At 58.8% G+C, this 18,982-nt stretch carries 19 protein-coding genes; 6 read left to right on the top strand and 13 right to left on the bottom strand.

Annotation, left to right across the window (positions count from 1 at the left end):
- Positions 1-432 (top strand): OsmC family protein, encoded by a 432-nt coding sequence (locus tag J4D25_RS25870; RefSeq protein ID WP_057716532.1) that lies wholly within the window; start codon positions 1-3, stop codon positions 430-432.
- Positions 433-611: 179 nt separating this feature from the next.
- Positions 612-845 carry a DUF1161 domain-containing protein gene (locus tag J4D25_RS25865; protein ID WP_057712581.1) on the top strand — a complete coding sequence of 78 codons (234 nt, stop codon included), beginning with the start codon at positions 612-614 and terminating at the stop codon, positions 843-845.
- Between the two features lie 4 nt (positions 846-849).
- On the opposite strand, the gene J4D25_RS25860 is transcribed toward J4D25_RS25865, so the two are convergent.
- Positions 850-1,269: a hypothetical protein gene (locus J4D25_RS25860; RefSeq protein ID WP_057712582.1), complete on the bottom strand. Its 420-nt coding sequence runs from the start codon at positions 1,267-1,269 to the stop codon at positions 850-852.
- Between the two features lie 41 nt (positions 1,270-1,310).
- The gene (locus J4D25_RS25855; RefSeq protein ID WP_057712583.1) at positions 1,311-1,733 is read right to left on the bottom strand and encodes a hypothetical protein; all 423 of its coding nucleotides are present in this window, start codon (positions 1,731-1,733) and stop codon (positions 1,311-1,313) included.
- 59 nt (positions 1,734-1,792) lie between these two features.
- On the opposite strand from J4D25_RS25855, the gene J4D25_RS25850 reads away from it, so the two are divergent.
- Positions 1,793-2,890, top strand: coding sequence for an aminopeptidase (locus tag J4D25_RS25850; RefSeq protein WP_057712584.1), 1,098 nt, complete (start codon positions 1,793-1,795; stop codon positions 2,888-2,890).
- On the opposite strand, the gene J4D25_RS25845 is transcribed toward J4D25_RS25850, so the two are convergent.
- The 4 genes from J4D25_RS25845 to J4D25_RS25830 all read right to left on the bottom strand — a co-directional run bounded on the left by J4D25_RS25845 (position 2,872) and on the right by J4D25_RS25830 (position 6,982).
- Positions 2,872-4,101 (bottom strand): nucleoside recognition domain-containing protein, encoded by a 1,230-nt coding sequence (locus J4D25_RS25845; RefSeq protein ID WP_057712585.1) that lies wholly within the window; start codon positions 4,099-4,101, stop codon positions 2,872-2,874. The two genes, J4D25_RS25850 and J4D25_RS25845, sit on opposite strands and share 19 nt — an antisense overlap.
- Before the next feature lie 189 nt (positions 4,102-4,290).
- Positions 4,291-5,622, bottom strand: a complete 1,332-nt coding sequence (gltP, locus tag J4D25_RS25840) for a glutamate/aspartate:proton symporter GltP (RefSeq protein ID WP_057712586.1) — start codon at positions 5,620-5,622, stop codon at positions 4,291-4,293.
- An 836-nt stretch (positions 5,623-6,458) separates the two neighbouring features.
- A complete protein-coding gene (locus J4D25_RS25835) occupies positions 6,459-6,623 on the bottom strand; it encodes a DUF1328 domain-containing protein (RefSeq protein WP_003177151.1) in 165 nt (54 codons plus the stop codon).
- Positions 6,624-6,694: 71 nt separating this feature from the next.
- On the bottom strand, positions 6,695-6,982 hold the full coding sequence (locus J4D25_RS25830; RefSeq protein ID WP_057712587.1) for a hypothetical protein: 288 nt from the start codon (positions 6,980-6,982) through the stop codon (positions 6,695-6,697).
- 437 nt (positions 6,983-7,419) lie between these two features.
- Here J4D25_RS25830 and algB point away from each other — a divergent pair, with 437 nt between their 5' ends.
- Both algB and J4D25_RS25820 read left to right on the top strand, forming a co-directional pair.
- Entirely contained in the window at positions 7,420-8,766 is a 1,347-nt protein-coding gene (gene algB, locus J4D25_RS25825; protein ID WP_057712588.1) for a sigma-54-dependent response regulator transcription factor AlgB, read from the top strand.
- A gap of 10 nt (positions 8,767-8,776) precedes the next feature.
- Entirely contained in the window at positions 8,777-10,567 is a 1,791-nt protein-coding gene (locus J4D25_RS25820; RefSeq protein WP_057712589.1) for a KinB sensor domain-containing domain, read from the top strand.
- Between the two features lie 7 nt (positions 10,568-10,574).
- Here the strand turns inward: J4D25_RS25820 and J4D25_RS25815 are convergent, their stop codons facing one another.
- The 7 genes from J4D25_RS25815 to J4D25_RS25785 all read right to left on the bottom strand — a co-directional run bounded on the left by J4D25_RS25815 (position 10,575) and on the right by J4D25_RS25785 (position 17,802).
- Positions 10,575-12,188: an EAL domain-containing protein gene (locus J4D25_RS25815; protein ID WP_057712590.1), complete on the bottom strand. Its 1,614-nt coding sequence runs from the start codon at positions 12,186-12,188 to the stop codon at positions 10,575-10,577.
- A gap of 76 nt (positions 12,189-12,264) precedes the next feature.
- Entirely contained in the window at positions 12,265-13,044 is a 780-nt protein-coding gene (locus J4D25_RS25810) for an N-acetylmuramoyl-L-alanine amidase (RefSeq protein ID WP_057716533.1), read from the bottom strand.
- 103 nt (positions 13,045-13,147) lie between these two features.
- Entirely contained in the window at positions 13,148-15,106 is a 1,959-nt protein-coding gene (locus tag J4D25_RS25805) for a GGDEF domain-containing protein (RefSeq protein WP_057712591.1), read from the bottom strand.
- On the bottom strand, positions 15,103-15,981 hold the full coding sequence (locus tag J4D25_RS25800) for an endonuclease/exonuclease/phosphatase family protein (RefSeq protein ID WP_057712592.1): 879 nt from the start codon (positions 15,979-15,981) through the stop codon (positions 15,103-15,105). Before J4D25_RS25800 ends, J4D25_RS25805 begins: the two co-directional genes overlap by 4 nt.
- A gap of 14 nt (positions 15,982-15,995) precedes the next feature.
- Positions 15,996-16,637 carry a thiol:disulfide interchange protein DsbA gene (gene dsbA, locus J4D25_RS25795; RefSeq protein WP_057712593.1) on the bottom strand — a complete coding sequence of 214 codons (642 nt, stop codon included), beginning with the start codon at positions 16,635-16,637 and terminating at the stop codon, positions 15,996-15,998.
- Between the two features lie 199 nt (positions 16,638-16,836).
- Positions 16,837-17,466 (bottom strand): cytochrome c4, encoded by a 630-nt coding sequence (locus tag J4D25_RS25790; RefSeq protein ID WP_057712594.1) that lies wholly within the window; start codon positions 17,464-17,466, stop codon positions 16,837-16,839.
- Between the two features lie 45 nt (positions 17,467-17,511).
- Positions 17,512-17,802 (bottom strand): cytochrome c5 family protein, encoded by a 291-nt coding sequence (locus tag J4D25_RS25785; RefSeq protein ID WP_008002190.1) that lies wholly within the window; start codon positions 17,800-17,802, stop codon positions 17,512-17,514.
- A gap of 191 nt (positions 17,803-17,993) precedes the next feature.
- Here J4D25_RS25785 and yihA point away from each other — a divergent pair, with 191 nt between their 5' ends.
- Positions 17,994-18,638 (top strand): ribosome biogenesis GTP-binding protein YihA/YsxC, encoded by a 645-nt coding sequence (gene yihA / locus J4D25_RS25780; protein ID WP_057712595.1) that lies wholly within the window; start codon positions 17,994-17,996, stop codon positions 18,636-18,638.
- Positions 18,639-18,982: the final 344 nt, after the last annotated feature.

The following is an 18,982-nucleotide window of genomic DNA, read 5'->3' as shown; positions in this document are numbered from 1 at the left end:
ATGGCTATCGTTAAGAAAGCATCGGCCCATTGGGAAGGTGATCTGAAAACCGGCATCGGCTCGATTTCCACAGAAACCGGCGTGCTACGGGAAGCACCCTATGGCTTCAAGGCGCGCTTCGAGGGCGGCCGGGGCACCAACCCGGAAGAGTTGATCGGCGCGGCCCACGCCGGCTGTTTCTCCATGGCGTTTTCCATGATTCTCGGTGATGCCGGCCTGAAGGCCGATAGCATCGACACCCAGGCAGAAGTCACTCTGGATCAAGTGGACGGCGGTTTTGCGATCACCGCAGTGAAATTGATTCTGAAAGCGAAAATCCCCGGGGCGACGCAGGCGCAGTTCGAAGAACTCAGCAAGAAGGCCAAAGAGGGTTGCCCGGTATCCAAAGTGTTGAATGCGAAGATCAGCCTGGAGGCAACATTGGTCGGCTAGATTTTAATTGAAACGAAAAGATCGCAGCCTTGCGCAACCTGCCGGGATTATTTGGCAAAAGGTGCTCAAGGCTGCGATCTTTTTTGCGTCGCGACAGACTCGCCCGCTAAAACTGTGGTCGAATAAATGACAGCAGCGAAAACCACGATTGTGCGTGCTGCCTCAAAGGAGCTTCAACCATGAAACGTTTTGCCTTGGCGGTTATCTGTTGCGCACTGGCCACTTCGGCCTTGGCGGCACCGAAACCCTGCGAAGAGCTCAAGGCCGAGATCGAAGCCAAGATCCAGGCCAGCGGCGTATCTTCCTACACGCTTGAAATCGTCACCAACGACGAGGTCCATGACCAGAACATGGTTGTGGGTTCGTGCGAAAACGGCACCAAGAAAATCATCTACCAGAAAAACGACCGCTGACCGCTCACATCAGGCAGTAGGATTCCCGGTCTTCAGCAACGATTTCGCGCTTGGCATTGTACAGCCGGGCACCGGGGGTAAAGGCGATGGAACGGCCTTCGAGCACATAACGCTGACCGGCTTCGAAATGATCGTAATTGATGGTCAGGTAGCACAGCCGTTCCGAGGGGCCGCCCATCATGCCCAATCCGCCACCGGGTACTTCAAAGTCGAAACGCACGATCAGTTCATGGCTTCCCGGCGTGACCTCGAAAAAACGCCCGTCACGCAGGCGTTGTTTATCCAGTCGTTCGGCCATCAACAACTTGTCGTTAGGGAAGGGCGTCGAAAACTCTACCCAGGCCATCTGTGGATTGGGTGTCGGCATCGGGCTTTGGCAGCCCGCGACAACACCGACGGCGAGTAACAGCATCAACCTGCGCATGATGGATGTCCCAAGGGGATATGCATCCAGCATAACGCCGATCAGGTGTGTTGACAGCCTGCCGGTGTGCCTTGGCCAATCACTTTGCGCTGTTGATCGTAGAGTTTCGCCCAAGGCCGAAAACCGATGTTCCCCGCCTGTAGTTGATAACGCTCACCCGCGTTGAAGTCGCTGAATTTCACGCTCAACTGACAATCGCGCCACAACGGCTCGGCGTCCGGGCCGATATTGGTGGGCTGGACTGCGAATTGGTAGCGGACCGTCAACTCATGGCTACCGGGATGAACCTGGAAATAGCGTTTATCGTCAGTGATTTTGTCATCGACCTCCAGCGCCTGCAGCGCCGTATCGTCCTGCTTCGAATCAAGGTCGATCCAGGCTTGCGCAGGATCATGGCGGGGTATTCCGAAACCAGCACAGCCGGCCAGCATCAGCAGGCCTCCTGACAGTATCAACATGCGCATAGCGGAGCTCCAGTCTGGCGGGATAGTCTTGTGGAAAGACTCTCCAAGGAAGAATTATTGTGATCAGGCCGCTTCCTAGCCTTGGGTTACTTGATCGCGTTTTTCGCGTTTTGTTTCCGAGCCTCCTGTTTTTGTTGCTCAACGGCTGCACCAGCACCAGCTATTACAGCCAACTGGCCAGCGGCCAACTGCAGTTGCTGCGGGCCAGGGAGCCTGTTTCCAGCGTGATTGCCGACCCGGCGCGCGATCAAAAACTGCGCACACACCTGGAGCAATCGCAAAAGGCCCGAACCTTCGCCAGCCAGCAATTGCACCTGCCGGATAACCAGAGCTACCGCCTGTACGCGGACATTGGGCGTCCCTTCGTCGTCTGGAATGTCTTCGCCACACCGGAATTTTCCCTCAAGCCCGTAAACCACTGCTTCCCCATCGCCGGTTGTGTTGCTTATCGCGGTTACTACAGCCAGAGCGCAGCCCGCGGCGAAGCGGCCTTGCAACGCTTGCAAGGCATGGACGTGTCGATTGGCGGCGTCGAGGCCTATTCGACACTTGGCTGGTTCAACGACCCAATCATCAGTTCGATGATGGGCTGGGGGGATGAGCGACTGGCCACGCTGATCTTTCACGAGCTCGCCCATCAGCGTTTCTATGTGAAGGACGACACGGAGTTCAACGAATCCTTCGCCACCTTCGTCGAGCAGGAAGGTACTCGCCAATGGCGCGCCTACCGCCACATGCCACCGGATAACAATGCGCAGGCACGTCAGCGCGACCAGTTCACTGAGTTGGTGCTCAAGACCCGCACCCGACTGGAAAAGCTCTACACCTTGCCGTTGCCAACCGAACAGATGCGCCAGCGCAAGGCGGCCGAGTTCGAACGCTTGCGCAGCGAATACCGGCAATTGCGTGACAGTCAGTGGGCCGCAGACAAACGCTACGACGCGTGGATCCATGCCCCCATGAACAACGCCCGGTTATTGCCGTTTGGTTTGTACGACCAATGGGTGCCGGCTTTTGCCGCGCTGTTCCATCAGGAGGGTGGCGACTGGCTCAAATTTTACACCGCCGTGGAAAAGCTCGGCGCCTTGCCGACGGGCGAGCGCAAGGCCGCGCTGAAAGTGTTGGCTGGCGGGGCCGATCAACCAAAGAACCAGTAGCAAACCCCGATAGCACCCAGCACCCCGGCAAGCTCTGCCAGCAATGCGCAGCCAACCGCATGGCGTGCGCGCTGGATGCCCACGGCACCAAAGTACACCGCCAGCACATAGAACGTCGTTTCGGTACTGCCCTGGATTGTTGCTGCCACCAGCGCCGGGAAGCTGTCCACGCCCGAGGTCTTCATGGTTTCAATCAGCATCGCCCGGGCGGCGCTTCCCGAGAAGGGTTTGACCATCGCCGTCGGCAGCGCATCGACGAAACGCGTGTCCCAACCGGCCCATTCCACCAGATGCCGGATCCCGTCCAGACCGAAGTCCAGTGCCCCGGATGCCCGCAGGACACCCACCGCGCAGAGCATCGCCACCAGGTAGGGCAGCAAGTTCTTGGCGACATCGAAACCCTCTTTGGCACCTTCAACGAAGGCCTCGTAGACCTTCACTTGGCGCAGCGCGCCGATCACTAAAAACAGCATGATCAGGCCAAACAGCGTCAGGTTGCCGAGGATCGATGACAGGCCGGCCAGAGCGGTCGCCGAAAGGGTCGCCAGCAACGCCATGAAGCCACCGAGGGCTAGGGCGCCGGGGATCAGGTAGGCCAGCACAACGGGGTCCCAGACGCGCAGGCGCTGCATGAACGCCACCGACAGGAAGCCGACAATGGTCGAGCAACTGGTCGCCAGCAGGATCGGCAGGAACACCAGCGTCGGGTCCGGCGCACCTTGCTGGGCGCGATACATGAAGATGGTCACCGGCAGCAGGGTCAGCGAGGAGGCGTTGAGCACTAGGAACAGGATCTGTGCATTGCTGGCGACGGTCGCGCTGGGATTGAGTTCTTGCAGTGCCTTCATGGCCTTGAGGCCGATCGGCGTGGCGGCGTTGTCCAGGCCCAAGCCGTTGGCTGCGAAGTTAAGTGTGATCAGGCCGATGGCTGGATGACCCGGCGGGACTTCAGGCATCAGGCGCAAAAACAGTGGCCCCAGGGCCCTTGCCAGCCATTCGACGATCCCGGCTTTCTCGGCAATGCGCAGAAAACCCAGCCAGAGGGTGAGGGTGCCGAACAGCAGCACCATGACTTCGACCGACAGCTTGGCCATGGCAAAAATGCTTTCCACCATCGCCGCGAATATCCCGGCGTTGCCACCGATCAGCCACTGGGCCAGCGCCGATACAGCTGCCACGATGAAGAAGCCAAGCCACAGGCCATTGAGCATCAGTCAAATCCCCCCAAAAGATCCGCGAATGATAGCGGGGTAGCCAGAAACGACAAACCCCGGATTTCTCCGGGGTTTGTTGTAGGAGCGAACGTGCTCGCGATGGACGTCAATGATGATGCGGGCATTCTGGATAAGCCCGGTGCCCCTGCCACCATCGCGAGCAAGCTCGCTCCCACAGGTTTTGCATCAATTGCTGGAGGTTTCACCCGCCGGCAGTTTTTCCTTGCTGCGCCAGTGCGGCAGGGAGTTCCAGTAGCGCTGGCCCTTGGCGTCGTCGTACATGCCTTCCCAACGAGCGATAACCAGAACGGCCAGGGCGTTGCCGATCACGTTCAGTGCGGTACGAGCCATGTCCATGACGCGGTCGACACCAGCGATGAACGCCAGGCCTTCCAGTGGAATACCGACGCTGCCCAGGGTGGCCAGCAGTACCACGAAGGACACGCCCGGTACGCCGGCGATGCCTTTGGAGGTGACCATCAACGTCAGTACCAGCAGCAGTTGCTGACTGATCGACAGGTCGATGCCATACAGCTGGGCAATGAAGATCGCCGCGATGCTTTGGTACAGGGTCGAACCGTCGAGGTTGAACGAGTAACCGGTCGGCACCACAAAACTGCAAATGGCTTTCGGCGCGCCGTAGGCTTCCATCTTCTCAATCACGCGCGGCAGCACGGTTTCGGAGCTCGCGGTGGAGTAGGCCAGTACCAGCTCATCCTTGAAGATGCGCATCAGCTTGATCACCGAGAACCCGAACAGGCGAGCGATCAGGCCCAGGATCACGAAAGCGAAGAAGGCGATGGCGACGTAAACCAGGATCACCAGTTTGGCCAGCGGTATCAGCGACGCGAAGCCGAAGTTGGCAACGGTCACCGCGATCAGTGCGAACACGCCGATCGGAGCGTAGTTCATGATCATGTGAGTGACCTTGAACATGCTTTCCGAAACGCCCTGGAACATCTTCACCAGCGGCTCGCGCAGGTCCGCCTGCAGGCTCGACAAACCGAGACCGAACAATACAGAGAAGAAGATGATCGGCAGCATTTCGCCGCGAACCATGGCCGCAAAGATGTTCGACGGGATCAGGTTGAGGATGGTTTCGATGAACGCATGTTCATGCTGAACCTCGGCCGCCGTGGCCTGGTACTTGGAAATGTCCACAGTGCCCAGGGTGCTCATGTCGATGCCGGCACCCGGATGGAACAGGTTGGCCAGCAGCAGACCGACCACGATGGCGATGGTGGTGACGATTTCGAAGTAGATGATGGTCTTGAAGCCGATGCGCCCCAGCTTCTTGGCGTCACCGACGCCGGCAATGCCGACGATCAAAGAGGAAATGACGATCGGGATCACGATCATCTTGATCAGACGGATAAAGATATCGCCTGCCGGTTGCAGGACGTTGCTGATCCACCAGGCTTTTTCGGCGCTGAAATGGTTGAGCAGCGCACCGATTGCAATCCCCAATACCAGACCGATGAGGATCTGCCAGGCGAGGCTAAGCTTTGCCTTCTTCATATCTTTACCCTTACTTGTTGTTTGACTCAGGGAGATGCGCGAACTGGAACGCTTGTGGCGAAAAAGTCCAGTGCATCTGCCCCCCGTATAAGGTGCCCCGGAACGCGTGTTTACGGCTCTCTGGCAGGCGAAAAAAGGCGCAACTATTCCGATGCAAGGAAGCGCCGTCTAATGCCGTAAACGCCTACCCCATGCCGAATCGGCATGAGGTTTTTTTACCGAAACGCGCGTCCCAACCGGTTCGAATACGACATTTCGGCAGGCATAAGTGCCGTGAACCGGCCATCACAGAGCAGATTGAGTATTTTTCGAGCAGTGGCCGAGCGTTGATTTTTCAGCAAAATCGCGCAGGACGAAGGGAAAAATCGCGGCCAAAGAAAGGTGATTTTTCTCGATATACGGTCGCAGATGAAACACCGGGAAAAGTATTTTCCGACGTAACACGGACAAGGACGGGATAACACTGATGAAATCGAGACGAGCGCTCTATTTCAATGTGTTGCTTGATCAAGCCCTTGGCAAGTCCGTCGAACCTTGGCGGTCCGGCGAACTTGCGCAGCAGCTTTTCCTGACCCGGCCCTTGCGCAGGTACTCCCTGTACCCGTAGGTCACTCCGCCCCTGAAACAGGCAGAACGTCCCGACCCCTTGGTCATGCGCCGGCCTTCCTCAGGTGGCGCAGGTAGAAAGAGGCGCTGGCCTCCTTCGTGTACAAATTCTGTTCTATCGGCAGGCCCTGAATGGGCCTCAGGCATGTCGGGAAAACGCCAGCCCGCATGCCATGGCACTACCGCCCAACAGCAGGGCGGCTGCCAGTGTCTTGAACAACGCTCTCATATCAGCCTCGACCGCGACGGCCAAAGAAGAAGGAGGCAATGAACATCACCAGGAACACGACAAACAGAATCTTGGCGATACCCGTGGCGGTGCCCGCGATACCACCGAAGCCCAGTACAGCAGCGATGATGGCGATGATCAGGAATGTGATTGCCCAGCTCAACATGGTGATTCTCCTTACGCTTCTGTTTAAAGGTGCTGCGTTTCCCGGCGCATGGGGTGCGGCGGAAGTTTTGCCTAGAACACCCAACGCTCTTGATGACGTATCTCACCCACAGGCCCGGCCTGGTCGACATCCATCATGCGCATCGGGGGGCTATCGGCCTGACCGCTGCTGACAGCGCTGAAATGGGTTTGGGTCGGATGCGGAATCGACAAGCGTGGCGCTTCCGGCTGCTGGCTCTGCTCCCAGCGCAGAAACTGCTGGCCGCCGATCAGGGTGATCAACAGTGCCAGAACGGCAAACAACCCTTGCTGGATAGACACAGGCGAGAGGTGCAGGTGGGCGGCACGTTGACGGTTCATCCTGGAGCTCCTACCACTGGGGTCGGTATTCGATTGCGGGCGTTTGTTTTTGCATGCCCTGGTTAACCAGACAATTGCAGCCTGCATGCCAGCTTTTATTTTGAATAATTTCTTTTTATATCAATGCTTTATGAGCATAAAAAAATTCACTTCGCACGCATCCTGCACGATGCCTCTTGTTCAGTCGTGCGTATTGCACGATTGGTTTGAAGGAAGACGTAAATTTTTTGAATTGAGAGAAGGGCGCGGATGTCAGAAATACACGCTGGCCTTTGCAGGAAACCGGGCATCCATTTAAGACCCACGAAATTAACCGGCTAAGCGATACATGGGATGAAAGCTACCCTGCCATGACAGGAATGGCTCAGAATCAATCATGCAACATGCCCGATTTCTCCGAGACTAAATAACGATCATTCATTAAGGAGCGTAGGAAAATGGAATCCGCCACTGAGCATCAAGGCCGCATTCTGCTGGTGGATGACGAATCCGCCATCCTGCGTACTTTCCGTTATTGCCTCGAAGACGAAGGCTACAGCGTGGCCACCGCCACCAGCGCCGCGCAGGCAGAAGCCCTGTTGCAACGGCAGGTCTTCGACCTGTGCTTCCTCGACTTGCGCCTGGGTGAAGACAACGGCCTCGATGTGCTGGCCCAGATGCGTATCCAGGCGCCCTGGATGCGGGTGGTGATCGTCACTGCGCACTCTGCCGTCGACACGGCGGTGGATGCGATTCAGGCTGGCGCCGCCGACTATCTGGTCAAACCGTGCAGCCCCGATCAATTGCGGCTGGCAACCGCCAAGCAACTGGAAGTGCGGCAATTGTCGGCGCGACTGGAAGCCCTGGAAGGCGAGGTACGCAAGCCCATGGATGGTCTGGACTCCCACAGCCCGGCCATGAAAGTGGTACTGGAAACCGCCCGCCAGGTTGCCACGACCGATGCCAATATCCTGATTCTGGGTGAATCCGGTACCGGCAAGGGCGAACTGTCCCAAGCCATTCACGGCTGGAGCAAACGCGCGAAGAAATCCTGCGTCACGATCAACTGCCCGTCGCTGACCGCCGAGCTCATGGAAAGCGAACTCTTCGGCCACAGCCGCGGCGCCTTCACCGGCGCCAGCGAAAGCACCTTGGGCCGAGTCAACCAAGCTGACGGCGGAACGCTGTTTCTCGACGAGATCGGCGACTTTCCCCTGACATTGCAACCGAAGTTGCTGCGTTTTATTCAGGACAAGGAATATGAGCGCGTCGGTGATCCGGTGACCCGCCGTGCCGATGTGCGCATCCTTGCGGCCACCAACCTCAACCTTGAGGACATGGTGCGCGACGGTCGTTTCCGTGAAGACCTGCTCTATCGCCTGAATGTCATTACCTTGCACCTGCCACCGCTACGCGAACGCCGCGAAGATATTCTCAACCTGGCCGACCGTTTCCTGGCACGCTTCGTCAAGGAGTACGCCCGTCCCGCGCGCGTCTTCAGCGACGAGGCCCGGGAAGCACTGCTGGGCTATCGCTGGCCGGGCAACATCCGTGAACTGCGCAACGTGATCGAACGGGCGAGCATCATCTGTCCGCAGGAGCGGGTCGAGATCAGTCATCTGGGTATGGCTGAAACCCCGGTCAACAATGCACCGCGCATCGGCGCGGCACTGAGCCTGGATGAGTTGGAGAAGGCCCACATCGGCGCGGTCCTCGCCACCGCCGATACCCTGGATCAAGCGGCGAAAACCCTGGGCATCGACGCCTCGACGCTGTACCGCAAACGCAAGCAGTACAACTTGTGAGCAATCGCCGATGAAACTGGCGATGAAATTGCGGACCCGGCTTTTCCTGAGCATCTCCGCACTGATCACCGTCGCGTTGCTCGGGCTCTTGCTCGGGCTGGTCAGCGTGATGCAGATGGCCGGCAGCCAGGAAGCACTGATCCGCAGTAACTTCATCACCCTGGACCTGGGGCTCAAGCTGCGTCAGACCCTGGGTGATCAACTGATCATCATGCTCAGCGAGAAGCCTGACTCCGCCGCTTTCGCTGCCTCGAAGCAGCGTTACTTCGAACTGCTGGAGGAGGGCATCGCCCAGGAGCCGGAGGAAACCGCAAGCGAGCACGGTTTCAGAAAAGCCAAGGCCGACTACGAGCGTTTTATCCAGGCTTATGAAGCGTCCCCGGACCCGTCGAAGGTGCTCAGCAGCCACGACAACCTGACGGAAAAATTCAATGCGCTACGCAATGGCCTGATCGCCGAGCACAAGCGCGCGCTTGATAACATCAGCGATACCGAGCGCCAGGCCCGGGGGCAGGCGCTGCTGTTTGCCGGGTTGCTTGGACTGGTGGGGCTGGCGGTGCTGATCATCGGCTTCGTGACCGCACAAGCCATCGCCCGGCGTTTCGGGGAGCCCATCGAGGCCTTGGCCAAGGCGGCGGACAATATCGGCCAAGGCAATTTCGATGTCACCCTGCCGATTTCCTCGGCGGTGGAACTGAACCAGCTGACCCGGCGTTTCGGGATCATGGCCCAGGCGCTGCGTGAGCATCAGGCCACCAACGTAGATGAGCTGCTGGCCGGTCAGCAGCGCTTGCAGGCCGTGCTCGACAGCATCGACGACGGACTGCTGATGATCGACCGTCAGGGCCATCTGGAACACCTTAACCCTGTAGCCCAGCGTCAGTTGGGCTGGGAGTCCGATCGTCTGGGTCAGGGGCTGGGTACGGCGCTGGAGCGCCCCGAGCTCGATGAGCAGCTGCAACTGGTGCTGCGCGGCGGCACGTTGGAGCGGGCGCCGGAAGACTTGAGTGTCGAAGTCGATGGTGAGTCGAGACTGCTGACCTACAGCCTGACCCCGGTCAGCCATACCCAGGGCCATATTCTGGGTGCCGTGATGGTGCTGCATGACGTCACGGAGCAACGAGCGTTCGAACGGGTACGCAGCGAATTCGTATTGCGAGCCTCCCATGAATTGCGCACACCGGTCACCGGCATGCACATGGCCTTCGGATTGTTCCGTGAGCGCGCTCACTTTGCCCCGGATTCCCGGGAAGCCGACCTGCTCGATACCGTTAACGAAGAGATGCAGCGGCTGATGCAGTTGATCAATGACCTGCTGAATTTCTCCCGTTACCAGAACGGTTTGCAGAAACTCACCCTGACGCCGTGTTCCATCGAGGCGTTGCTGGAACAGGCTCGGTCACGTTTTGCCACATCGGCCGAAGAGAAGGAAATCAATCTGCTGGTGGAAGTGCAGGGGCCTTTGCCGCGGTTGCAGGCCGACCAGCCACAACTGGAGCGGGTACTCGACAATTTGCTCGACAACGCCTTGCGTCACACCGGCTCCGGCGGCCGGATACGCTTGCAGGCCCGGCGTCACGGTGACCGGGTCATCATCAGTGTCGAGGACAACGGCGAAGGTATTGCCTACGGTCAGCAGGGGCGGATCTTCGAGCCCTTCGTGCAGGTTGGACGCAAGAAGGGCGGGGCCGGGCTCGGCCTGGCCTTGTGCAAGGAAATCGTGCAATTGCATGGCGGACGGATGGGTGTCTATTCACGACCGGGGCAAGGAACTCAGTTCTACATGACGCTGACCGTTTAGGTCACCCTCACGCTTCGTCATCCAGGCGCCGGCCGGCCCGACGCCGGCCCCGGGTAATCAATTCCGTGAACTGCACTGCGCTCAACGCGCGGGCGAACAGCCAGCCCTGGCCGAACTTCACGCCTTCACTGCACAGGAACGCGGCCTGGGCCTCATGTTCGATGCCCTCGGCAATCACCTTCAGGTGCAGCGACTGGGCCATGTGAATGATATGCGGGGCCACGCCGCTGCTGGCGGCGTCATGGCCCAGCGCATCAATGAACGCCTTGTCGATTTTCAGGCAATCGACCGGCAGGGTTTGCAAATAGGCGAGGCTGCAATAGCCGGTGCCAAAATCATCGATCAACACCTGATGCCCGACATCCCGTAGCGCTTGCAGGTTTTCCCGGGCCACCACCACATCGACCAACCCGCGCTCGGTGACTTCAAAAGCAATTTGCCGCGCAGCGACGCGATGCAGGGTCAGCAGCCGCGCCATCACCTGGCCAATCCGCGGAACCATCACATCACACGCCGCGAGATTGACCGAGATGTACAGCTGCGGGTTCGCACGCAGCAACTGGCCGAGTTGCTCGAGCAGGCGCTGCAAGACGAAGTCCGTCATCTGGCGAATCTGCCCGGTGTTCTCCGCCATCGGAATGAACAGGTCGGGACTGGTCAGGGTACCGTCCGGCCTGCGCCAGCGCAGCAGTGCTTCTGCCCCGACACAGTTGCGGCTATCGAGGTCGAAGATCGGTTGGTACAGCACCTGCAACTCGCCACGGCGAATCGCGCCGGCCAGCTCGGCGTCCAACGACTGCCGTTGGCGCACCAGCAAAAACACCAGGAACCCAACGCATATGCCCAGCGCAAGGCTGGCCGGCAGCAACCACCACCAGACCGCCGGGATATGCATGCCGGTGCGCGGGCTGATCAACACCAATTGATATTCCGGGTTGTCGGTGGGCATCCGGTATATCAGGCGTGCCTGGGTGATCTGCAGCGCATCACGGTTTTTCGGTGGCCAGGCCTCGGCCGGCGGCCAGACCTGAGAAGCGCCCAGCACCGGAATCGCGCGCGCGCCATGGTCCAGGACCACCAGCAGGCTGCTGCCCGGCGACAGGTCGACCATATCGGTCAAATGCCCGCGAGAGGTCGCCACCCGGAAATTCCCGCGCCCGAGCATCAGCGCGGCACGGTTTTCATCGGGTTCAGTGGTGGTATTGAGCCAATAGCTGTAAGTCGGGCCTTTGATGTCTGGCGATCGACTCAGCGACAGCCCTTCCTGACGAGGGCGATTGGAGCAGATTCGTGAAGAGTCCATGTAGGCGGCTTCGTAGACGAAGCGATAATTGAACGTAACCTGTTGCAAGGTCGCGATCATTTCAGCATCGCAGCCGCGCAACGGTTGCGCTTCAAGGTCATCAAGGCTTTCACGCAGTTGCCCGAAGAGCTGTTCGAGACGGGCGAGGAAGCGTTCGCCCTGAGCATTCATTTCTTCGCTTTCGCTTTGCTCGACCTGGTGTATGGCGACGAACAGGCTGCCGGCCATCAATAATGTTGCGCTCAAGACAGTAGACATCAGCCCCAGGAACCAGGGGCGATGGAACCAACTACGGAAGGTCTCTCGAGCAGCAGTCATTGTGCAATATCCGATGTATTACCAATGAGTTATAGCTGCTGATTGGAAAAAAGCCCTGACCGTCGGGCGGGCGTCATTATTTTGTCTGGTTCAACACCCACAGTAGCGCGGCGGTTTGCGCATCCGGAGTGCCATCGAAACGCGCCGGACGGAAATGCATCTGAAATGCCGCTATCACATGTCGTGTCGCGACATCGAGCTCGCCGGTCTGTGGCGAGGCATAACCCAAGCGGGCCAACTGCGCCTGAAACCAACTGATGCTCGGCAACTGCTCGGCGAACAACATTTGCTGGCGCGCCACCGACTGTTCATTCGGCCAGATGCCCAAGCCTTCGGCGGCCAGACGCTTCCAGGGGAACAGCGGCCCCGGGTCCAGCTTGCGCAAGGGTGCAATATCACTATGGCCAATGATCTCGCGAGGTTTTATGCCGTGACGTTTGCTAATGTCCTTGAGCAATACGATCAGCGACTGGACCTGGTCTTCGGTGTAGGGATACCACACGCGTCCGGTCGGGGTGTCCTCGAAGCCCGGGTTGACGATTTCGATACCGATGGAACTGGAGTTCAGCCAGGTGCGGCCATTCCACTCACTCTCCCCGGCGTGCCAGGCCCGCACATTTTCATCCATCAGCTTGTAGATGGTGGCGCCCTTGTCGTCGCCGATCAGGTAATGGCTGCTGACCTCACCGTGGGTCAGCAATTGCAACGAACGCTCCAGCGAGGCATTGGTGTAATGCACCACCACAAATTGCACGCGGCTGTCGTAATTGGCCGAAGAGTGGCTGGTGTTGAAACGGGGACCGCTGGCACAGCCGGCAAGCACAATCAGCGATAAGATCAGAGCAAAATATTTCATGGCGAAAGGCAGTACACGCAAGACAATAATGCAACAGTGTAACGTAATGCCTTGCGGGCGGACGGCAATCCCATCGAATTAAACAAAATGGAACAGATCACCGTCAGCTCGGTTCCACTCGGTTGCGGCCGGCATTTTTTGCGCGATACAGCGCCTGATCGGCTCTTTTAAGTACCTGATCGCTATGTTCACCCGGCCTGAACGCCGTCATTCCGATAGACACGGTAATGGTCACCGGCTCTCCCTTGAAGTGGAACGGACAGGCTTCGATGGAGGCCCGCAAGCTTTCCAGCATCTTCAGCCCCGCCGCCGGCACCGTGGATGGCATTAACAGCACAAACTCCTCGCCGCCAAACCGTGCAATGAAATCCGTTCCGCGCAGCCGCTTGCGCAACACGCTGGCGATGATTTTCAGCACTTTGTCACCGGCCAGATGCCCGTAGTTGTCATTGATGCGCTTGAAATGATCGAGGTCGAGCATGGCCAGCAACAGCGTGTTGCCATGTTGTTGCCATTGTGTGACTTCATGACCCAGGCGCTCGCTCCAGGCCGCGCGGTTGGGCAGCCCGGTCAACGGGTCGACCAATGCCTTCTGTCGTTGCTCTTCAAGGTGCTCGCGGTAACCCTGGGCCTCCTGCTCCATATGGGCGACCCGCTCGGCCAGGCTGTGCAGGCGCGCAGCGACCTCCTGCTCGCGCTCATCGCGCTGTTTCTGGTGCTGGTCCATGGTGCCCAGCAAGCCTTCGAGATGGTTTTCCAGTACGTGCTTGAGATCTTCCAGGTCCGCGGCTTCCTGCATGCTGCTTTGCAGGCCATCGACCTGTTCGCGGATCTGCGTGTCCATCTGTCGCGCAGCCGAACGGTTGTCGGCGTGTCCCGCGGTGGCGGCCTGCAAGTTGCTCTGGAACGATTCGAGACGTTCGTTCAGTCGTTGCAGATAGGCTTCGAACTCATGCTGGCCGCTGTCGGTAATGGCCAGCATCAATGTGGCGAAGTCGTCGAGAATCGGCAGCAATTCGTACCAGTTCAGACCGTTTTTCAGACGATCGCGCATGGATTCTGCTTGTGGACGATGACGCTCGGGTAGTGTCAGGTCGTCGAGCAGCCCCAGCAACGTGTCTTCGATGTGGCTGGCCACCGAGCTGTAGGAGGGCTCGGGGGAATCCGGGAGTGCGTAGAGAATGTCGTGTTCGGATGACGCCTGATCGACGACGGCCACGTCCTGCATCGGAATCGGAGGTAAGGGCAAGCTATCGGGTGATGCTTGCGCGGTCAGCTCGTCGGGGTTCGCTTGCGACTCAGGTGATGTCGCGATGGTTTCCGGGGTCGGTTTCTCGGCCGATTCGATTTCCGCCGCGGCTGCACTGGGTGGTTGAGGCTCCGCAGCCGGAGGTGCAAAAGCCACGGTTGGCTCGGTCGGCGCGAACTCGTCCTCGACTCGCTCAACAGCGGGTACCTCGCAGCTTGCCGCAGGGCTCTCGGCTACAGGGGCAGCCAGCGCAGGAGCAGCGGCCGTTGATGCCTCCGTCTCCTGCGCTTCACGACCGCCGAACAACCGCTGCAGCAAGCCCGGCCGGCCGTTCTCCGTTGGGGTCTCCAGCTGGCTCAGGGCCTTGCCCTGCAAGCCACTCAGCTCGCTGAGCAGCAAGGGCATCTCGCGCGCCTGACTGACCCGCGCATCCAGGTGCTTGGCGAAATTCTTGAGTGGCCGACTCACATCCCGTGGCAATGGCAATGTTTGCAGTTGCGTGACCAGCGCAGTCAAGGCGGCACTGGTCTGGTTGACTCGGGTTTCCCGACGCTGTTCGGAGTCGAGCACGGCTTTTTCCAGGCGTGGAATCAGCGCAGCCAGGCCGGCGTCCATGTCATCGGTACGCACGACTTCGCGCATTTCCTTCATGCATTGGTCAACGGCGCGGTCCGTACCTTCCGCTGCCAGGGTGCTGCGCACCAGCCCGCGACGCAGCAAGTCGAGCCGCGCGTCCCAGCGACGTTCGAGCTTTTCCTGTTGTTCGATGCTTTTGAGGTATTTCTCTTTCCAGCGCTGTGCTTCGTCGCTCATTCATGGGATCCGCGAGGGGCAGGACTCAACGCGGGCAATGCATCGGCCGTGAGCGAACCCGGCAAACGAATCTCTACCGCGACCGGCAGGTGATCGGAAATGGGCTGTGCCAGCACCTCAACCTTTTCCAGGGTCAGGCTCGGGCTCAGCAGGATATGGTCCAGGCAGCGCTGTGGGCGCCAGCTGGGAAACGTCGCTTCCAGTTGCGGCGCAAGCAGGCCGAGATCGCGCAACGGGGAATGTTGCAGCAGGTCACTGGCATGGGTGTTCATGTCGCCCATCAGCACCTGATGCTTGTAGTCGCCGATCAACTCGCGGATGTAGGCCAATTGCAGACTGCGTGCCCGGGCGCCCAACGCCAGGTGCATCATGACCACCACCAGCGCTTCCGGGCCTTCGCCGAACCGTACCAGAATGGCTCCGCGACCCTTTGGTCCCGGCAACGGATGATCCTCAATTGCCCACGGACGCAATCGGCTGAGCACGCCATTGCTGTGCTGGGCCAGGCGACCGAGATTACGATTGAGTTGTTGATACCAGTAGGGAAAGGCGCCGAGCTGGGCCAGGTGTTCGACCTGATTGACGTAACCTGATCGCAGGCTGCCGCCATCGGCCTCTTGCAAGGCGACCAGATCGAAGTCGCCTAGCAGATTGCCGATTTTCTGCAGGTTATCGGCACGCCCCGTGTGCGGCAGCAGGTGCTGCCAGCCCCGGGTCAGGTAATGCCGATAGCGCTCGGTACTGATACCGACCTGGATATTGAAACTGAGCAAGCGCAGACGACTGTCTGCGGGCAGGCCCGTGGATTCCAGATGATGCTCGTTGACCCGCGGATCATGCAGGCCAACGATGCGTTCAGTACCCCATCGGCGCATGGCAGTGACTGCCCTTAGTTGGCGGCAGCCTTGTTAGCCGCTCGCTCTTTGTCGATCAGTTTGTCGGCCAGTTGCAGGGCCTGTTCGGCACCGCCGGCAGAACCCACGTCGAAGCGATACTTGCCGTTGACGACCAGGGTTGGAACGCCGGAGATTTCATACTTCTTGGCCAGTTCACGGGCTTGAACGACCTGGCCCTTGATAGCAAAGGAGTCGAAGGTGGCCAGGAATTTATCCTTGTCTACGCCCTGGGTAGCCAGGAAGTCAGCCATGTCATTCTTGTCGATCAGCTTCATTTTTTTGTTCTGGATCGCGTCGAATACCGCGGCATGAACCTTTTGCTCAACACCCATGGACTCAAGGGTCAAGAACATTTGGCCATGAGCATCCCAAGCTCCGCCGAACATGGCTGGAATACGCTTGAAATTCACATCGGATGGCAGTTTTTCAGCCCAAGGATTGATTGTCGGTTCAAAATGATAGCAATGCGGGCAGCCGTACCAGAACAGCTCCACCACTTCGATCTTGCCAGGCACGGCAACCGGAACCGGATTGGTCAGCTCGACATAAGGGGCGGCTGGGGCGTCGGCGGCCTGGGCAGTCATGCCAAACAGGCTGGCAGCGGCAAAAACGGCACTGATGATCAGATTACGCATGCTTTACTCCTGGACAAATTTTTTCGCCGCGCGCGATTGTTTTCAGACAGATCCTGGCGGGCTTGAGTTCTGTAGTGTAACGGCAGCGGCCACAAAAAAGGGCGGCCAAGGCCACCCTTTTTATACTTGCCGAGACGGATTAATCGAGCGTTAACGTTGCAGGCGATCAGCACGCCGTTCAACGCCCGATCCACCGGCCTTAGTGCAGGCCTTGAATGTAGCTGGACACCGCGGCGATGTCTTCGTCGCTCAGCTTCTTGGCAATGCTCTGCATCGGTTTGGTATCGCCGTCGTTGGTGCGGCCACCTTCTTCCTTGCGGAAATCGACCAGTTGCTTGCCGACGTATTGAGCGTGCTGTCCACCCAGGTGCGGGAAACCGGCAGCCGCGTTACCTGCGCCATTTGGCGAATGGCAACCGGTGCAGGCTGGCAGGCCCTTGGCCAGGTCACCACCACGGAACAGGGCCTCACCGCGAGCGACGATCTTCGGATCGGCGGCACCGACGCTGCCTTTCTGGCTGGCGAAGTAGGCAGAGATGTCCGCCAGGTCCTGATCGCTCAGGTTGGTCAGCAGGCCGGTCATTTCCAGAACGGTGCGCTTGCCCGACTTGATGTCGTGCAATTGCTTGGTCAGGTAGCGTTCACCCTGACCTGCCAGTTTCGGAAAGTTTGGCGCCATGCTGTTGCCATCCGGGCCGTGGCAGGCGCCACAGACGGCGGCTTTGGCCTGGCCGGCTTTTGCATCACCCGGTTGTACTGCCTCACCTGCAGCATGGGCCATGCCGGAGATGCCCACGGTCAACAGCAGACTCACGATCAATTTCTTCATCAGCTAATCCAACTACGGCTAAGGGTTAAGAGTTATGGACCGGGCTTACTCGCTCATCCAAAGGATGATGGCTTGGTAATCCTCGGCACTGCAGTCCATGCACAAACCACGCGGCGGCATCGCCTTGAAACCCTGGGTCACGTGTTGCACCAGCGTCTCCATACCTTTCGCCAACCTCGGCGTCCAAGCTTCCTGATCGCCTTTTTTCGGCGCCATGGGGAGTTGGCCGGAATGACAGGCACCACAAACACGGTTGTACACAGCTTCCGGATCCTGTGTAGCCTGAGCGCTGTAAAGCGGCATCAATACACCGGCAGCTAGCAGCCATTTCGTCATAAAACGACCTTTTCAGGGTTGAGAGCGAGCTGCGTTCTAGTGCGCAATCAAGGTCTGTCGCTCTCGTGAACTTCGTCCTACGCTGGGACAAAGCGCACACAAAATCTGCGGCATTATATACTGGCGTCACTGAAACGGAAGCGACACTGCTTGCCGCACCCATTCCTGGCGCCGCCCACATCGGAAATCCCATGCAACTCAAGAATCCCATCCTCGGTCTGTGCCAACAGTCCACCTTCATGCTCAGCGCCGCCAAAGTCGATCAATGTCCGGATGACGAGGGCTTCGAAGTCGCCTTCGCCGGGCGTTCCAACGCCGGCAAGTCGAGTGCCTTGAACACCCTGACCCACGCCAGCCTGGCGCGCACCTCGAAAACCCCGGGACGCACGCAGCTGTTGAACTTCTTCAAGCTAGACGATGAACGCCGTCTGGTCGACCTGCCGGGCTACGGTTATGCAAAAGTACCGATCCCGCTCAAGCAACACTGGCAGCGTCACCTGGAGGCATATCTGGGTGGTCGCGAGAGTTTGAAGGGTCTGATCCTGATGATGGACATCCGCCATCCGATGACCGATTTCGACCTGCTAATGCTCGACTGGGCCGTGGCTGCCGGGATGCCGATGCACATTCTGCTGACCAAAGCGGACAAGCTGACCTATGGCGCGGCCAAGAACACCCTGCTCAAGGTTCAGGCGGAAATCCGCAAGGGTTGGGGCGATCTGGTGACAATCCAGCTGTTTTCGGCCCCCAAACGCATGGGCCTGGAAGATGCCTACACCGTACTGGCTGGCTGGATGGAGTTGGCGGACAAGGGTGCCGAAGCAGAGATTCAATAAATATCAAAAACTGTTTGTGGTGCGCTCAGGCAAGGCAAAAGCGCGGCTCGAAAGCGGAGTTTAGGGGCCTAAATGAGCATTTCGAGCCGCGCTTTTAACGCAGCCTGAGCGCATCACAGACAGTTTTTCTCGGGGCAAAAAAAACCCCGGGCTTCATATGGGGAGGGAGAAGTTCCGGGGTTGAAGCTCTAGACCGCTAGGGCGGGGTCCAGATATCTGCCAACACTTAACACAACATAGGAGCATCGAAGGGCTTCACCAGCCATTCAGTAACTCTGAGTGGTGGTGCGCAAGATTAGTTCAGATTTTTTTCAGATAGCTTTGAAATTACTCTGATAGCCCTC

This window comes from Pseudomonas sp. GW456-L13, assembly GCF_017350115.1.
Lineage (GTDB): Bacteria > Pseudomonadota > Gammaproteobacteria > Pseudomonadales > Pseudomonadaceae > Aquipseudomonas > Aquipseudomonas jessenii.
This window is presented reverse-complemented; position numbering and strand designations above follow the sequence as displayed.